Origin of the sequence: Streptomyces sp. NPDC051364 (genome assembly GCF_040682115.1) — a bacterium.
GTDB lineage: Bacteria > Actinomycetota > Actinomycetes > Streptomycetales > Streptomycetaceae > Streptomyces.
On record NZ_JBFBAH010000042.1, the window covers coordinates 32,827 to 48,382 of the forward strand.

Consider the following 15,556-nt stretch of genomic DNA (forward strand, 5'->3'; position numbering starts at 1 on the left):
CCTCCCGGCCATCTACACCCCCCCCCCCCCCTTAACGCACTCATCACACCGGGCCGGGGGGGGGGGCCCCCCCCCCCCGGGCCCGGTGGGTCAGCGGACGTCGAAGCTGATGGAGGAGGCCTTGTCGTTCATGCCGTCTCCGACGTACGCGTTGTAGCCGTAGTACGTCTGGTGGGCGCCGCGGAAGTCCTTGTGCTCCCAGAGGGTGATCGGGCAGCTGATGCCCTGGGCCGAGCTCACGGTGTCGTTCCAGCCCATCGAGGCGAGGTCGTTGAACTCCGGGTAGCGCCAGTTGCAGCCGACGCTGCCACGGAAGGTCATCTCGCTGCCGCCGGAGTTGGAATCGCTCCATATCCTCCCGAGGTCCTTGTAGTCGGCCTGCGCGCCGGAGCTCCGCGGCCTGGGCGCGGGTCGCGAAACAACCGCCCTCGCCCGTGTCGGCGATGTAGGTGCAGAACGTGGCGGCCCGGGGGGCCGGCGCCTGCTCGGCGGCGGCCGCCGGGCCGACACCGGCGGCGGTGACGGCGAGGGCGGCCGCGCCGAGTGCGAGGGCCGTCGGAAGATGCGCATGAATGCTCCTCACATCAGAATCGGGGGCGCTCAGTTCACCCATTGCGTCTGAAGCGCGACATAACTCAACAAGCCGCCGCGGTGGTCCGTCGAGGGGGCGCAGGTGCCGGTGGCAATTTCGCGGGGGTCGGCGGCAGCGGCGCGGGCGCCGTACGACTGGCTCGATCGCAACGGCGGACCCGCCGGGCCTGTGGCCCGGCCTGCCGATCACCGCCGGCGGCTCCGGACGGCTGTCTCCGGGGTGGCCGAGGCGGCATTCATCCGGACGAATCGACGCCGCACAGCAGATTGTCCACTTCTCAACGAACGGGGCGAACGCCCAAGGAGGCCTGACCGAACAGCAGTTGGCCGGAATTCCACCCCTCTTTGATCGCGGAGTCGTAGGGTTTACTCATGAGTAACTTAACTGGTGGAGATGAACCGACGGCTGGCCGGACGACCGGCGACGGCAGCGGCGGGCAGTCCCGCCGGACCGCCCTGCGGGCGGCCGTGGCGGGCGCAGGAGCGGCGACGGCGGTGGGCACGGGAGCGGCGACGGCGGTGGGCACGGGAGCGGCGACGGCCGAGGCTGCGCCCCGCCCCGCCAAGCCGGTCACCTTCGTCCTGGTCCACGGGTCGGGCAGCAATGCGTACGCCTGGTCACCCGTACTGACCGAGCTGGGGCTGCGCGGGCAGCGCGCGGTCGCGGTCGATCTGCCCGGGCACGGCCCCGACGCCTACTTCCCGCTCTCGTACCAGGCTCCGCAGGACCTGGAACGGCTGCGTACGGAGCCCTCCCCCATCTCCGGGAGGACGCTGGCCGACTCCGCCGAGCACGTGGCCGCGGTGGTGCGGCGGGCGCACCGCAACGGCCCGGTCGTGCTGGCCGGCCAGAGCCTGGGCGGCGTGACCCTCAATGCCGTGGCCAACCTGGTGCCCGAGCTGATCTCGCACCTCGTGTACATCTCGGCCTTCTGCCCCACCAAGCGGGGCTCGGTGGTGGAGCTGATGACCACACCGGAGGCGGCCACGAGCTCCATGTCCAAGATGACCCCCGTCCCCACGCCGCCGGAGCTGGGGGTCACCCGGGTCAACTGGCGGACCAGCGACCCGGCGTTCCTCCGGGTCGCCAAGGAGGCGCTGGCCGCCGACTACTCCGACACCGAGGTCCGGACCCTGCTCAACATCCTCGAACCCGACGAGTCGGCCGCCATCGGGGTCTCCGATTCCCGGGGCCTGCCGCAGCAGTGGGGCCGGGTCCCGCGCACGTTCCTGCGGTTCACCGAGGACCGGACGATCCCGCCGGCGCTCCAGGACCTGATGATCCGGGAGGCCGACGAGACGACCCCGCACAACCGCTTCCGCGTACGGTCCCTGGCCGCCCCGCACATCGGCCCGCGCAACCCGGCGCTGCTGGCCGACGAACTGGAACAGGCCGCCCGGCTCTGCCACTGAGCCGCTGGGCCGCGGGGTCCCCGGTGCGGTCAGCAGCCCGGGGCCCCCGTACCGCCGCGCTGGGGCAGGCTCAGGTTGGGGGCGGAACTCGGCCAGGTGAGGGTGAGCGTCTTCGTCGTCCCGTCCGGGTTGAGCTGGACGATGGGGGCGGGCTTGCCGACCGGGTTGCCGTCGGCGCCGAACGAGAGCCAGCCGCTCGCCCCCGGGAGCATCTGCGCACAGTAGAACTGGTGGAGGATGCCGGTCTCCAGCCCCGGGTTCTTCAGGCCCGCCTCGTCGTGCCGGGCCGCGCTGATCGCGGCGACGGCGGCGTCGTGGGTGAGCATCGCCTGGCCGCTGGCGAGGTCCGCCGGGTCGAAGGCCAGGGGTGCGGCGCCCGACTGCGTGGTGGCCAGGGGCTGCTTCGTGCACGGGTCGGGCCGCCCGGTGAACGCCGACCAGAACTGGTCGTAGTTGCGCTTGGCGTCCGACCCGGGGCATTCGGTGCCCCACTCGTCCGGACTGGCCAGGGCCGTGTACGCCACCGTCACCCGGCCGGAGGCGACGCCCTTGAGGACCGCGTCGTCGCGGATGGCCTCGGAGGCGTCGTCCCCGACCAGGATGCGCAGCTGCGGGATGCCGCAGGGCGCGCCCTGCACCCAGTTCTGCACGAAGGCTCCGAGGTCGCGGCCGCGGCCGGCGAAGTACACGACGGACGGTGCGGCCTGGCACAGGTTGGCGTGCATCAGGTTGAACTGCTGGATCAGGTAGTCCTGGCGGCCGGCGCCGCTCGGGAGGCTGCGGGGCGAGGTGTACGGAAGCACCGTCACCGTGCGGTCCGTCGCCTGGAAGCGGGTCTTGGCCTCCGTCGCCAGCGTGGCCGTGTAGTCGTCGTCGGCGACGCTGTCCGCCACCACGGCGAGCGAGGTCACGGCCGGGCGCAGCCCGGAGACGTACTGGTTGGCGGCGATCACGGAGTCGGAGTTGGTGGGCGAGACCCGGAACATGTCGGGGATCGTCCGCTTGCCGGCCGGGTCCGCGGGGTCCAGGTTCATCGAATTGCCGGTGACCGTCGATCCGATGACGGGGATGTGCAGCTGGGCGGAGATGGCCACGGCGGCCTGCCGGGTCTGCTCGGTGCTCTGGCCCAGGCCGACGACCGCCGAGATGTGCTCGGCCGCCGCGTTCTTCTTGACGCCGGCGACCGCCTGCTGCCAGGACCCGTACTGGCTGCCCATGTTGGCCAGGTACAGCTTCACTCCGGGTGTACTGCCGTACGCGGCCGTGTTGTTGGCCCGCCAGACGGCGGCTATGGCGCCCTCGATGTTGTGGTAGAGCGATTCGTAGGTCAGCGTGTCCACGTCTTCGACGGGCGAGAGGTTCAGCATCAGCACCACGCTGGTGGAGTTCCCCTGCACCGCCTCGTTGGCGGTGCGGATCGTGTCCTCGAGCTTGTGCATGCGCTCGGGTTCGCCCTTGGTGAAGGGCGTGCTGCCGAGGTTCACGCCGACGCACGCCAACGGCGTGCCGGCAGCGGTCATTCCGGGACCGCACGACAGCGCGGGCGGGAACAAGACGCCGTAGCCCCAGGTGCCGCCGAGCACGGCACCGGCCAGGAGCAGGAGGGCGGCGGTCAGCGAGAGCACGGGATGGCGGCGCAGCCGGCCGAGCCGTGGGTTGCGTACACCTGCGGGCATGAGGACTCCTTGCGGTGCGCCCGGCCACGCCGGCGGCGTGGCGCGGAGGGGTCAGGCGAACAGCGCGCCCGCCTGCTGGAGGGCGCTGACATCGAGCAGACGGGAGTTGTGCGAGAGCCGTTCGAAGCCCTCTTCGATCTGGGCGTCCCAGCGCCGGCTGCGCTCGGTGAGCGGATCGTTGTACAGCCACAGCAGGGCCAGGAGCTTGGCCGTGGCGACCGCCACGACGTCCCGGCCGGTCTGCTCGATCCCGGCGAGGAGGAGCGCGTACGACTCGTGGGCGGACTGCTCGTGGACCAGGCGGCACGGCGCCGAAGCCAGATAGTCGAGGAGGCGCACCCATGCGCGGTGGTCACGGTCGAAACGGCCGGCCAGTGCCTCGGCCACGGGGGCGAACTTGCCCAGGGCCAGGTCGTAGAAGAGCTGCTGTTCCTCGCGTGCGAGGCCCGCGCCGTTGTGGGTGGCGGCGACGGAGGCCAGGGCCCGGGCCTGGCGGGTGAAGACGTCGTGCCACGGGTCGGCGGGCCGCTCCCCGTCCGCTGCGGCGGCGGGTGCGCCGACAGGGGTGGCGGCGGAGAGGGCGGTGAGCGCGCAGCGGCTCAGCCAGGGGTGCAGTACCGGGGGTCTGTCCGCCTCGCCCCAGCCGACCTCCCGGATCCGGGAGGGGCGGTGGAAGAAGGTGCTGACCCACAGGTTGCGGCGTAACAGCTCGAGGCTGCGCGGCAGGTCGGCTATGTCCTGCGGTACGCGGGGGTCGTCGGCGGTGCGCACGTCGGCCAGGTAGGCGGCCGCCAGGACGACGGGAGGCGGGTTGGTCCATCCCGGCGCGGGTGCGGCGAGCCCTTCGGGAAGGCTGGTCTCCAGGGCCAGCGACCACAGCGGTCTTCCGGTCGCGTCGACCACGGCGGGCAGGGGTCTCTCCGCCACGCCGGTCTCCGCGTCCGGCGGTGTGCTCTCGCGCTGCTCCTGCAGGGCGATGGCGGCGCCCCAGTGGCCGCCGGTGAGGGCGTGGACGACGGACGCCGGAACGGGTACGGCGAGCGGCGCGGCGTCGTCGGTGAGGTACGAGACCCGCTCCTCGGACATCGGATCGAGCCACACCGGATACCAGTAGTGCGCCGCCGAGGCGGGATCCGGTCCGGCGCCGGCCTCGTCCTGCCGGGTCCAGCGCGTACGCGTGGCCCGGCTGAGGAGGGGGACGCGGCGCTGCGGGGTGTCCGGCAGGGGGGTGGTGCGCCAGGGCTCGCACCAGCGGGTGGTCCATTCCGGCTGCCACTGGTCGCAGGCGGCGAGGACGACGAGCGGGTCGGCTGCGGCCCCCGAGCCCGGCTCGTTCTGCTCGTTGCGTATGCGCGCCGCGACGAGTGCGGCGAGGAACCGCCGGCCGGCCGGGGTCTGGGCGCCGTCCACGAAGAGGACCCACGCGTGGTCGTGCCGGGCGGCCCGGCCGGCGTACTCCTCCGGCAGCTCGCAGGAGCACGAGGAGCGCAGCGCCGGGTGCCGCTCCGCCTGGTCCTTGGCGTCGGCGAGGAACGCGGCAAGCAGCGGCCCGACCGCGGCCGACCGGGACGCGGAACTCAGTCTGATCAGCGCGTCGAGAGAGCCCGCGGCCTCGGCCTCCGGGATGCCGACGTGCCAGCGCAGCGCGTCGCGCAGGCCCCAGCGGGCGGTGCTCTGCAGCAGCGATCCGATCACCGGCCGGGCCCGTTCCCGTACGGCTGTGGCCACTTCGCGCGCCTGCCCCTGCACCAGCGGGCTGAGCGCCCCGGTGACCACGACGTCCACCGTGGCGTCCACGGCCTCCTCCAGCCGGATGGCGAACCGGCCGCGGCGGGTGTTGCGCGTGTACTGGTGGATCAGGCCTTTGATCTGGTCCGTGGCCCGGGAGCGGTCCGCCTCGAGGTTCTCGTTGAGGGCCAGCAGCCCGAGGGCGAACCGGTGGAAGACGGGGCTGCGGCGCAGTGTGTCCCAGCCGCGCATCATCTGGAAGGCCACCAGGGCCGCGGCGGACACCGGGTCCAGCGGGTTCTCGTGGAAGTCGAGGTGGGCGTGGACCACCGTGGATCCGCAGCCCTGGGACAGGGAGCGGAGCATGGTGGTCTTGCCCGACTGCCGGGGCCCGAGCAGCGCCACCACGGGCTGCCGCTGGTCCGGATACCGCCAGATCATGTGCCGAAGAAAAGCGTCGGTCCCCTCGGCATGACCGAGCTCCGCCGTTGCGCTCACCATTCCCCCGCCCCCCAACCGAAAGTGCGACGCACGCGCCGACGGAACGGAAGGTAACACCGCAAGGACGCGGAGCGACGGTGAATACCGCGGATCTCCTTCCCGGAATTCCGGGGCCGCCCGCGGATCCTGCGGTCGATCTTCAACGGATATTCTGCGTCCACGCAGGCGGAGCCAGAACGCCTGGAAGCAGAAGCAACACCCGATGTGCCGGGCCGCACCGCGCGCGGCAGGAGATGGAGTCCCGATGGACGTGCAGCACTTCGAGCGGATCACCGCATTCATCGAGGCGCGGCTCACCCCGCTGTTCGACGAGGCCACCGGCAGCGAGCGCGGTTTCGCGATGGATGACACCTCCCGTGCGCTGCGCGCCCTGCGCAACGCGGTGCTGGAGGCCTCGGCGGTCAAGGGGCTCGTCGAGAAGCGGGCGGAGGCCGAGCCTGCGCTGCGCCGGGTCATCGACCAGTCGGTGGAGCACCACTGGGACGTGCTGCGCGGCATCGCCCGCCAGTGGGAGGACCACGCCGGCTTCCTGCGCGAGTTCAAGCGCCACGCGTGGGAGCTCGACGAGGCCCTGGCCGCTCCGGCCGCCGCCACCGAGGGCTGAGCCCCGCCGGGTGCCGCCCCCTGCCGACCGCGTCCGCGGGCCGGGGCGGCACCCGGCGCAGGTCCGCGCCCGGAGTGACAATGGGTGTGGACCCGCTGCCGAGCCGGCAGGAGACGACGATGAACGGCTCGGTCCCGATCGGACGTGTGGTAGGGGTGCCACTGCGCATGCACTGGAGCGTGCCGCTGCTGGTGGTGCTGTTCGCGTACGGGCTCGGCCGCCAGACCCTCCCCGTGTGGACTCCGGGGCGCTCGAACGCCGTCTACACCTTCGCCAGTGTCGTGGGGGCCCTGCTGCTCATGGGCAGCCTGCTGCTGCACGAGACGGCGCACGCCGCGACCGCCCGCAGGAGGAAGATCTCCGTCGAGGACGTCACCCTGTGGGCGCTGGGCGGGATGACCAGGATGGGCCGGCCGCAGACCGCCGCTGCGGCCTTCGTGGTGGCGGTGAGCGGGCCGCTCACCAGCCTGCTGCTCGGCGGCGCCGCACTCGGCGCGGGGATCGGGCTGGACGCCCTGCTCGGCTGGGCGGTGCCCGCAGCCGTCCTGGTCTGGCTCGGGTGGACGAACCTGTTCCTCGCCGTGTTCAACCTGCTGCCGGCCGCGCCGCTCGACGGCGGACGGGTGCTTCAGGCGCTGCTGTGGTGGCGTACGGGCGACCGGGAGCGGGCGGAGCGGGCGGCCTCGCGCAGCGGGCAGGTCATGGGCGTGCTGCTGACGGCCGTGGGCTGGATCTCCTTCGTGCGCGGGTCGCCGGGCGGGCTGTGGCTCGTCTTCCTCGGGCTCTTCATCGCGTTCGTCGCGGGCGCGGAGCGCCAGCACGCGGTGCTGCGCACGGCCCTGCGGGGCGTGCGCGTGGCCGACGCCATGTCCAGCCCGGTGGCGACCGGTGCCGACTGGCAGAGCGTGCGGCAGTTCATCGACGAGGTGGCCGTGGAATCCCGGCATTCCGCACTGCCGCTGCTCGATTTCGACGGCCGCCCCAGCGGGGTGGTGCACGTACGCGCGCTGGCCCGGATCCAGGAGGCGCAGCGGGACGCACTGCGCGTGCGCGATGTCGCGACCCCGCTGGCGCAGTGCGCGGTCGCCGCCCCGGACGATCTGCTCGGCGAGGCCCTGGACGAGCTGCGCCCGGGGACCGGGCTGCCGGTGCTGGTGGTGGACGGGGGCCGGCTGGTGGGGATCGTCACCGCGAAGGACATCGGCCGGCTCGTGCAGCGGCAGACGCTGCGCGGCGGCCGGGAGCCCGAGTGAGGCGGCGGGCGCCGGGAGCCGCGATCCGGCTCCGAGGGCGGCCTCGGGTTCGCGGCGCGACAATGGGGGAGCGATGACGTACATAGCCGTGAGCGCGTTGAGCCATGCCGGGCTGGTACGGGACCACAACGAGGACAGCCTCGTCGTCGGGCCGTGGACGCTGTGCGCCGGTGTGACGCGCAATCCGCAGACCCTCGTCTTCCCGACCGGTTCGCCGCTCGTCGTCGCGGTCGCCGACGGGATCGGCGGGCAGCCGGCCGGCGAGGTGGCGAGCGCGCTGGTCGCCCGCCAACTCGCGATGCTCGGGCCCTCCTTGGACAGCGAGGGAGCCGTCCGCGAGGCGCTCGTCCTCTGCAACCAGGCGGTGTACGCGGCCGCCGACAGCGATCCGCAGCTGGCCACCATGGGCACCACGGTCGCGGGTGCCGTCGTACTGGAGGACTCGCTGATCTCCTTCAACGTCGGCGACAGCAGGGTCTTCGACGCCACGGCGGAGGAGCTCCGGCAGCTGAGCGTGGACGACAATCCGCCTCTGGAACCGGGGCAGCGCACCACGTCCCTGCTGACCCAGGCGCTCGGCGGCGCCCGCCGGCGCAGCGCGATCACGCCCCACGTCTCGACGGAGCCGCTGTCCGCCGGAGACCGCTTCCTGGTGTGCTCGGACGGGCTGACGGACCCGGTACCGCCCGAGGAGCTCGACGAGCTGCTGCGGGTGCACGACGACGGCAAGGCCGCGTTCGAGCTGTGGAAGGCCGCCATCGACGCCGGCGGCCCCGACAACATCACGCTCGCGCTGGTCAGGATCGGCGTATAGCGCCCCGTGCGGAGGCCGGGCCCGGGGTGGCCCGAGCGTGACCGTGCGTGACTTTCCGCGGACCGGGTGGGCAGGCGGGCGGCGCTACGGCCGGCGGCGGGGCTTGCCGCCCTTGCTGCTCTTGCCGCCCTTGGCTCCGCCCTTCGCACCGCCGGAGCCGCCGCGCGGGTTCTTGCCGCCCGACTTCCCGGCCGTGGGCTTGCGCCCCGCGCCGGCCGCTTCGGGGCGCTTGCGCTGCTTCGGCTGCGGCGGGGTCTGGGCACGGCCGCGGGTGCTGTTGACGGTCCGGCCGCGCACGATCCCGATGAACTCCTCGACCAGGTCGGTGGGTTCGCCGTCCGGGAACGACAGCGCGACCCGCGACTCGGGGGCGTCCGTGACCGTCCGGTACGTGAGGTCCTTGCGGTGGTGCAGCCGCGCGATGGACTGCGGGACGACGAGGACGCCGATCCCGGCCGCCACCAGCTCGATCGCGTCCGCCGTGGTGGCCGGGCGTTCGAGCGCGGGCCGCCCGGGCAGGCTCTCCCACCCCAGAGTGTCGTCGAGGGGGTGCAGCACGATCTCGTCGGCGAGGTCCCCGGTGGACACCTCCTCCACGGCGGCCACGACGTGGTCCTTCGGGACCACGACGACCGTGGTCTCCGTGTAGAGGGGGATCGCGGCCAGGCCCGTCCGGTCGATCGGCAGCCGCACGAACCCGGCGTCGGCGCCGCTGCCCCGCAGCATGTCGGGGGCTTCGGCGGCGGACACCTGGAGGAGGGTCAGCGGGATGTCGGGCAGGCGCTCGTTCCAGATCCGCACCCACTTGCTGGGCGTCACTCCCGGGACGTACGCGAGCCGGAACGAAGGAGATGCTGAAGGAGATGCTTCCGAGCCTGTCACCCGGCCAGGTTACCGGCCGTGGTCAGAAGTAGCGCACACGCTCGATACTCTTGACCCCATGACGTCGCACAAGACCACCCAGACCATGAAGCCCGCCACCGCGGCGAAGAAGCTGGGTGTGTACCTCGAAGCCACCCCCGCTGAGTTCCAGGAAGGTGTCGTGACCCGCAGCGAGCTGAACGCGCTGCAGGCCGAGCCGCCCCAGTGGCTGCAGGATCTGCGACGGAGCGGCCCGCACCCCCGGCCCGTGGTCGCGGCCAAGCTCGGCGTCTCGATCGCCGGTCTCGCGCGCGGCGGGGTCACCGAGGCCCTCACCACGGAGCAGATCGACGCGCTGAAGCAGGAGAACCCGGAGTGGCTCCAGAAGGAGCGCACCACCCAGGCCGAGGTCCGCAAGGAAGCGGTCCGCATCAAGGAGAAGCACGCGGAGCGCGCCGAGCGGATCGAGCAGTCCGGCTCCTGACCGGCGTGCGCCGCGGGCGCCCTCGGCGCCCCGAAGTGCCCCATCCCGGGCCGATCGGGTAAAGATCATCGGAATGCGGACGGCGCGCCGCGGGCAGAGCTGCGGGGTGATCTCGCAACTCCTCGCCAAGTTCCGGCGCCCCGGCGCACTCGTCTTCTCGGCCGACTTCGGCTCTACGTCCCGGTGGGTCGCCGGGCGGTCCTGGGCCTATCCCGACGGCGGCCCGGTCAATCCGGGCGACAGCAAACTCGATCACCTGACCGACGATCCGGCCTACAGCCGCGCCGGGACCTTCCGCGCCACCCGGCGGCCGGACGGCAACTGGGACACCGGCCTGCTGACCACCGAGGGCAGCGACGAGGGGTTCCTGCTGCGCGCGGAGGACGTGCTGGAAGCCCGGGTCAGACTGCCGGAGGCGGCCGGCGCCTGGCCCGCGATCTGGACCTGGCGGGACGGCGGCCAGGAGGTCGACGTCTTCGAGTACCACCCCGACAACCCGGACCTGCTGGAACTCTCCAACCATGTGCGGGGCGGCGGATCGTTCTACTTCCGCGACGCCGCCGTGCGGCCCGGCGCGTGGGTCGACCTCAAGGTCAAGTTCGGTGCGAACTCGGTCGTCTGGTGGGTCAACGGCACGCGCGCGTTCGCCGACCGCAGCGGGGTGGGCCGGCGCTGGCGGGCGTACATCATCGTGAACCTGTCGGTGAGCGCGGGCCGCTACCACCCGGCCCCCGACCCCGGAGTCTCCGAGATGTCGTACGAGGTCTCGGACCTCCGCGTGTACCGCTCCTAGCCGTGCCCCACCGCCGCTGCCAGGCGCTCTTCCAGCCGGCGGAAGTTGCGCTCCCCGACGGCGCGCCAGATCACCCGGGGCGGCAGCGGCAGATGCGCCATGATCAGGATCTGCTCCCCCGGGTCCGCGTCCTTGAGGATCATCCCGAGGACGGTGAGCAGCTTGCTCTTGGGGACGGCGGCGCTGGCCGCGTCGCCGATCTCGTCCCACTCCGCCTGCGACACCACGGCCGGGACGAGCGGCAGCGCCTCGCCTTCCTCCTGGTCGAAGTGCTCCTCGACGGCCTGCGACACCTGCTCGAGCACGGCGGCCAGCTCCTCCCCCCGGGCGCTCGCCCCGCCTGCCGCCCACGGTCCGAGCAGGGCGCCCGCCCGTCCGAGGTGGTCGGCCAGGTCGGCGTGCTGGCCCTGCATCCGCTTCCACAACTCGCCGTGCCCGGGCGTGCGTTCGGCCAGCTTGGGCCACAGCAGCCGGTCCTCGCCCTCGTGGTGGTGGTGCAGGGTGTCCAGCAGCAGCGCCAGCCGGTCGGCGACCAGCCTGACCTGCGCGCGGCTCCCGTGGCGCACCCCGCGCACCCGGCCCGCCGCCTCCCGGAACTCGCGCCGGAACATCCGGTGGACCACCACCATGTCGTGTGTGGTGATCGGTTTTCCCTGGTTCTCCATCGACGTCGACATCGCCCATGGCCCCCGTCCTGGTGGGTGTACCGGGTTCCAGCGTGGGGTCCGGCCGGCCGTCTCCACCAGGGGCGCACGGCGGCGCTCCAGCGCCCCCGGGGAGCCTGGTCTACGCCAGGGTGCGGACTCTCTGGTCGCGGAGGTCGTAGCGGGCGGCGACGACGGCCAGCTTGCCGGTGGCTATGCGGCGGGCGATGTCGGGTTCGGCGGCGAGCCGGCCGCGGGTGCGCCGGGCGTGCGCGTCGATGGTGGCGTCGATACGGGCGTCACCGTGCTGGCCGTGGTCGATGGACGGCCGGATCTGGTCGGCCAGGTACTGGATGTGCGCGGGCAGCTGCTCGCCGGTCTCGTCGGCGTGTACGGCGGCGCCCACCGCCCCGCAGGACTGGTGGCCGAGGACCAGCACCAGCGGGATCTCCAGTTCCAGGACCCCGTACGCGATGCTGCCGAGCACGGCTTCGTCGAGCACCTCGCCCGCGGAGCGCACCGTCAGGAGGTCGCCGAGCCCCTGGTCGAAGACGAGCTCCGGGGGGACGCGGGAGTCGACGCAGCCGAGGATGATCGCGAAGGGGTGCTGGGCACGGGTGAGTTGGATCCGTACGGACGGCGATTCGTGCGGGTGCTCCTGTCGGTACGTGCGCCAGCGCCGGTTCCCGGCGGTCAGCCGGCGCAGGGCCTCCTCCGGGGAGACGGGCCGCCCGGCGGCCTCCGGCGCGGCGGGCGCAGGAGCGGGAGCCGGAGCGGCGGAGGCGGGGAAGGCGGAACCGAGGGTGAGGACGGAGCCCACGGCCGCCGAGCCCGCGACGGCGGCGCGGAGCAGGCCGCGACGGCTGGGCGAAGGGGCGTCGACTGTCTGCGTGTTCGAATACATCGCGGGACCGTAACCCGGGGTCCGGGCCACCCGGCCGGGCGAGCGGAGGAATGGCGGGATGCCCGCCGGGATCCGGCCGAAACGAACCGCGCCGAGACACACGTCTCACCCTGTGGACGAACGGGCCCCGACGGGGGCACCGCACGCCCGGGGGCGACAATGGGCGCCATGCGTATTCGAGCAGTGCACATCGATGAACTGCCCCTCCTCCAGGCCATCGAGAGGGCGGCCGGGGAATGCTTCCGCGGCATCGGCATGCCGGAGATCGCCGACGACGAACCGCTGCCGCTCGACGAACTCGCCCGCTACCAGCGGACCGGACTGGCCTGGGTCGCGGTCACAGAGGCCGATGCTCCGCTGGCCTACCTCATCGCCGACCGCGTCGACGGGAACCTCCACATCGAGCAGGTCTCCGTACATCCGGACGGTGCGCGCCGCCGTATCGGCCGGTCGCTGCTGGAACATCTGGCGGCCCGGGCGGCAGCCGACTCCATACCGGCGCTGACCCTCACCACGTTCGAGGACGTCCCGTGGAACGCCCCGTACTACGCCCGCTGCGGCTTCGAGCGCCTCGTCGACGGGGAGCTCAGCCCCGGCCTGAAGGACATCCGTGACCGCGAAGCGGAACACGGCCTGGACCGGTGGCCGCGGATCTGCATGCGCCGGGTCCTGTGAAGCACGGGACGGGAGCGGAGGTCCGCGGGTGCGCGGACCTCGTCACCCGTCGCCCTTGAGACCCCGGACGGCGTGGTCAGACGGGGCCGTCCTTGCCGTCGAGGCGGGTGCGGCCGAACTGTTCGTCCAGGACCGACAGCCGGCGCCAGTACTCGTCCTCGTCGATCTCGCCGGTGGCGAACCGGCGGCCCAGGATCGCGATCGGCGAGTTCTCGCCGTACGAGCCCCGGGTCGCGGCCCACGGGCCGCGCGGGCCGCGGCCGCCGCGCCACACCGTACGGCGCAGGATCGTGACGACGCCGAAGACGACGGCCGCCCAGATCAGCGGGACGAACAGGATCCACGGGCCGGGCCCGTCGTACGCCAGGGTGTTCATCTCGGTTCAGCTCCTCGGAAGGGGTTGCCTTGTCGCTTCCGAGACTCGCCCCGGGAGGGGGCCCTGGTCGTCGTACGGCCGGCGGCAGTGCAGGTACCACAGGAGGAGTAGCCAACAGCGGGAGTGGCCCGCAGCGGGAGTGGCTTCAGCCGAGCCAGCCGGGCCGGACCAGCCCCGACTCGTACGCCAGCACCACCAGCTGGGCCCGGTCCCGGGCGCCGAGCTTGATCATGGTCCGGCTGACGTGCGTCTTCGCGGTCAGCGGGCTCACCACCAGCCGGCGGGCGATCTCCTCGTTGGACAGGCCCAGCCCCACCAGGGCCATCACCTCGCGCTCCCGCTCGGTCAGCCGGTCCAGCTCCGCCGCCGCCTCGGGCGCCTTCGACCGGGCCGCGAACTCCGCGATCAGCCGGCGCGTCACCCCGGGTGACAGCAGCGCGTCGCCCGCCACCACGGCCCGTACGGCACGCAGCAGTTCCTCCGGTTCGGTGTCCTTGACCAGGAAGCCGGACGCGCCGGAGCGGATCGCCTCGAAGACGTACTCGTCGAGCTCGAAGGTGGTCAGCATGACCACCTTCACCGCGGCCAGTCCGGGGTCCGACGTGATCGTGCGGGTGGCGGCCAGGCCGTCGAGTTCCGGCATCCGGATGTCCATCAGGGCGACGTCCGGGCGCAGTTCACGCGCCAGCCGCACGGCCTCGGCCCCGTCGGCGGCCTCGCCGGCCACCTCGAGGTCCGGCTGCGCGTCGAGCAGCGCGCGGAAGCCGGCCCGTACCAGTGCCTGGTCGTCGGCGAGCAGTACGCGGATCACTCCTGGTCCTCCCTCGACGCCGGGTTCCCGGGCGATCCGGTGTCTCCCAGCAGGAGCCGCGCCAGCACCCGGAAGCCGCCGTCCGGCCGGGGGCCCGCCTCGATGGTGCCGCCCTGCGCGGCGGCCCGCTCGCGCATCCCGATCAGGCCGGTGCCGCTGCCGCCGGCGTCGCCGCCGGTGGCGGGACCGTCGTCGTCCACGCGCAGTTCCAGCGCTCCGGGCGGCCGGATGATGCGGATCCTGGCGGTCCGGGAGCCCGAGTGGCGCACCACGTTGGTGAGCGCCTCCTGCAGGATCCGGAACGCGGCGAGATCCGTGCCCGGCGACAGCCCCCGGGCCGCGGCCTCCCCCTCCACGGAGACGGTGAGCCCGGCCGCGGCCGCCTGGTCGACCAGTTCGGAGAGCCGGTCGAGTCCGGGGGCGGGCGTGCGGGGGGCCTCGCCGGGGGCGCGCAGGGTGTTCAGGACCTGCCGGACCTCGCCGAGCGCCTCCTTGCTGGCCGCCTTGATGGTGGTGAGCGCCGTACGGGCCTGCTCGGGGTCCGTGTCGAGCAGGGCCAGGCCCACGCCCGCCTGCACGTTGATCACGGAGATGCTGTGGGCCAGTACGTCGTGCAGCTCGCGGGCGATCCGCAGCCGCTCCTCGTCCACCCGGCGCCGTTCGGCGGCCTTCCGCTCGGCCCGGTCCCGGGCCCACTGCTCCCGGCGTACGCGGACCACCTCGGAGGCGGCGAGTACGGCGATCACCCAGGCGGTGACGCCGCCCTCGGTCCCCCACGGCGCCGGGCCGTCGCCGGGCGGGGGCAGCCAGCGGTACAGCCAGTGCCCGATGAGCAGATGGCCGGCCCACAGGGCTCCCACCGCGCCCCAGGCGGCATAGCGGTGTCCGGCGACGACGGCGGCGAAGCAGGCCAGGGCGACGCTGATGAAGACGGGGCCGTACGGGTATCCGCCGGCGAGGTAGGCCAGCGTGACCGCGCAGACGCCGTAGACGACGGGCACCGGATACCGGTGCCGCAGGAGCAGCATGGCCGGCCCGAGGAGCAGCAGGAGCCGTCCGAGCGCGTCGACCGGCTCCCGGTCGGGCTGGAGGTGGTGGACCCACCCGGTGGCCGCCTGCGTGAACACGGCCACGAGGAGCGAGGACCGCCAGGGCAGCCGCCCGGCGCGCATGCGCTCCGCCCAGTACTCCCGCCGCCGCTCCGCCATGCGGCCACGCTAGACCGCCGCGGCCGCCACCGTCGTCCGCCGGGCGGGCCGATCGGGCGTACTCCCGGTGGAGTACGTGCGCCTCGTGCCTGCCGGCCCGGCGGTCTGGCGCCCGCCCCCGGTTCGGCTAACGACCCGGGGATGAATTGTTCCGGTGCTGGTGAGGCCGTGACATGAGAAGGGCCGCACGGGTTGGGTGAGTTGTGACGCTTACCTGGGC

General features: G+C 73.1%; 16 protein-coding genes. 7 read left to right on the plus strand and 9 right to left on the minus strand.

Translation table 11 applies throughout. The features are described from left to right. Positions 1-90: 90 nt before the first annotated feature. Complete coding sequence (locus AB0M76_RS39560; protein ID WP_365957580.1) at positions 91-321, minus strand: hypothetical protein; 231 nt, start codon at positions 319-321, stop codon at positions 91-93. 642 nt (positions 322-963) lie between these two features. Between AB0M76_RS39560 and AB0M76_RS39565 the strand changes: the two genes are divergently transcribed. After that, a complete protein-coding gene (locus AB0M76_RS39565; RefSeq protein ID WP_365957581.1) occupies positions 964-2,004 on the plus strand; it encodes an alpha/beta hydrolase in 1,041 nt (346 codons plus the stop codon). 29 nt (positions 2,005-2,033) lie between these two features. On the opposite strand, the gene AB0M76_RS39570 is transcribed toward AB0M76_RS39565, so the two are convergent. After that, the gene (locus AB0M76_RS39570; RefSeq protein ID WP_365957583.1) at positions 2,034-3,680 is read right to left on the minus strand and encodes a hypothetical protein; all 1,647 of its coding nucleotides are present in this window, start codon (positions 3,678-3,680) and stop codon (positions 2,034-2,036) included. 51 nt (positions 3,681-3,731) lie between these two features. Next, positions 3,732-5,849: a hypothetical protein gene (locus AB0M76_RS39575; protein WP_365957584.1), complete on the minus strand. Its 2,118-nt coding sequence runs from the start codon at positions 5,847-5,849 to the stop codon at positions 3,732-3,734. A gap of 304 nt (positions 5,850-6,153) precedes the next feature. Here AB0M76_RS39575 and AB0M76_RS39580 point away from each other — a divergent pair, with 304 nt between their 5' ends. The 3 genes from AB0M76_RS39580 (at position 6,154) to AB0M76_RS39590 (ending at position 8,580) form a co-directional block, all read left to right on the plus strand. Beyond that, a complete protein-coding gene (locus AB0M76_RS39580; protein ID WP_365957585.1) occupies positions 6,154-6,513 on the plus strand; it encodes a hypothetical protein in 360 nt (119 codons plus the stop codon). Between the two features lie 119 nt (positions 6,514-6,632). Continuing rightward, complete coding sequence (locus AB0M76_RS39585) at positions 6,633-7,766, plus strand: site-2 protease family protein (RefSeq protein WP_365957596.1); 1,134 nt, start codon at positions 6,633-6,635, stop codon at positions 7,764-7,766. Between the two features lie 73 nt (positions 7,767-7,839). Then, the gene (locus AB0M76_RS39590; protein WP_365957586.1) at positions 7,840-8,580 is read left to right on the plus strand and encodes a protein phosphatase 2C domain-containing protein; all 741 of its coding nucleotides are present in this window, start codon (positions 7,840-7,842) and stop codon (positions 8,578-8,580) included. Positions 8,581-8,664: 84 nt separating this feature from the next. Here AB0M76_RS39590 and AB0M76_RS39595 read toward each other — a convergent pair whose 3' ends face one another. Then, positions 8,665-9,462: a LysR substrate-binding domain-containing protein gene (locus AB0M76_RS39595; RefSeq protein WP_365957587.1), complete on the minus strand. Its 798-nt coding sequence runs from the start codon at positions 9,460-9,462 to the stop codon at positions 8,665-8,667. A 58-nt stretch (positions 9,463-9,520) separates the two neighbouring features. Here AB0M76_RS39595 and AB0M76_RS39600 point away from each other — a divergent pair, with 58 nt between their 5' ends. Further along, positions 9,521-9,925 carry a DUF5997 family protein gene (locus tag AB0M76_RS39600; RefSeq protein WP_365957588.1) on the plus strand — a complete coding sequence of 135 codons (405 nt, stop codon included), beginning with the start codon at positions 9,521-9,523 and terminating at the stop codon, positions 9,923-9,925. A 73-nt stretch (positions 9,926-9,998) separates the two neighbouring features. Next, positions 9,999-10,718: a beta-glucanase gene (locus tag AB0M76_RS39605; RefSeq protein ID WP_365957589.1), complete on the plus strand. Its 720-nt coding sequence runs from the start codon at positions 9,999-10,001 to the stop codon at positions 10,716-10,718. Here AB0M76_RS39605 and AB0M76_RS39610 read toward each other — a convergent pair. Both AB0M76_RS39610 and AB0M76_RS39615 read right to left on the minus strand, forming a co-directional pair. After that, on the minus strand, positions 10,715-11,395 hold the full coding sequence (locus tag AB0M76_RS39610) for a hemerythrin domain-containing protein (protein ID WP_365957590.1): 681 nt from the start codon (positions 11,393-11,395) through the stop codon (positions 10,715-10,717). The two genes, AB0M76_RS39605 and AB0M76_RS39610, sit on opposite strands and share 4 nt — an antisense overlap. A gap of 109 nt (positions 11,396-11,504) precedes the next feature. After that, positions 11,505-12,266 (minus strand): carbonic anhydrase, encoded by a 762-nt coding sequence (locus AB0M76_RS39615; RefSeq protein WP_365957591.1) that lies wholly within the window; start codon positions 12,264-12,266, stop codon positions 11,505-11,507. 168 nt (positions 12,267-12,434) lie between these two features. On the opposite strand from AB0M76_RS39615, the gene AB0M76_RS39620 reads away from it, so the two are divergent. After that, positions 12,435-12,941: a GNAT family N-acetyltransferase gene (locus tag AB0M76_RS39620; protein WP_266998991.1), complete on the plus strand. Its 507-nt coding sequence runs from the start codon at positions 12,435-12,437 to the stop codon at positions 12,939-12,941. Positions 12,942-13,017: 76 nt separating this feature from the next. Here AB0M76_RS39620 and AB0M76_RS39625 read toward each other — a convergent pair whose 3' ends face one another. The 3 genes from AB0M76_RS39625 to AB0M76_RS39635 all read right to left on the minus strand — a co-directional run bounded on the left by AB0M76_RS39625 (position 13,018) and on the right by AB0M76_RS39635 (position 15,336). Then, positions 13,018-13,317, minus strand: a complete 300-nt coding sequence (locus tag AB0M76_RS39625) for an SHOCT domain-containing protein (protein ID WP_266998990.1) — start codon at positions 13,315-13,317, stop codon at positions 13,018-13,020. 145 nt (positions 13,318-13,462) lie between these two features. Continuing rightward, positions 13,463-14,128 carry a response regulator transcription factor gene (locus AB0M76_RS39630; RefSeq protein WP_365957592.1) on the minus strand — a complete coding sequence of 222 codons (666 nt, stop codon included), beginning with the start codon at positions 14,126-14,128 and terminating at the stop codon, positions 13,463-13,465. Then, positions 14,125-15,336 (minus strand): sensor histidine kinase, encoded by a 1,212-nt coding sequence (locus AB0M76_RS39635; protein WP_365957593.1) that lies wholly within the window; start codon positions 15,334-15,336, stop codon positions 14,125-14,127. Before AB0M76_RS39635 ends, AB0M76_RS39630 begins: the two co-directional genes overlap by 4 nt. Between the last annotated feature and the right edge of the window lie 220 nt (positions 15,337-15,556).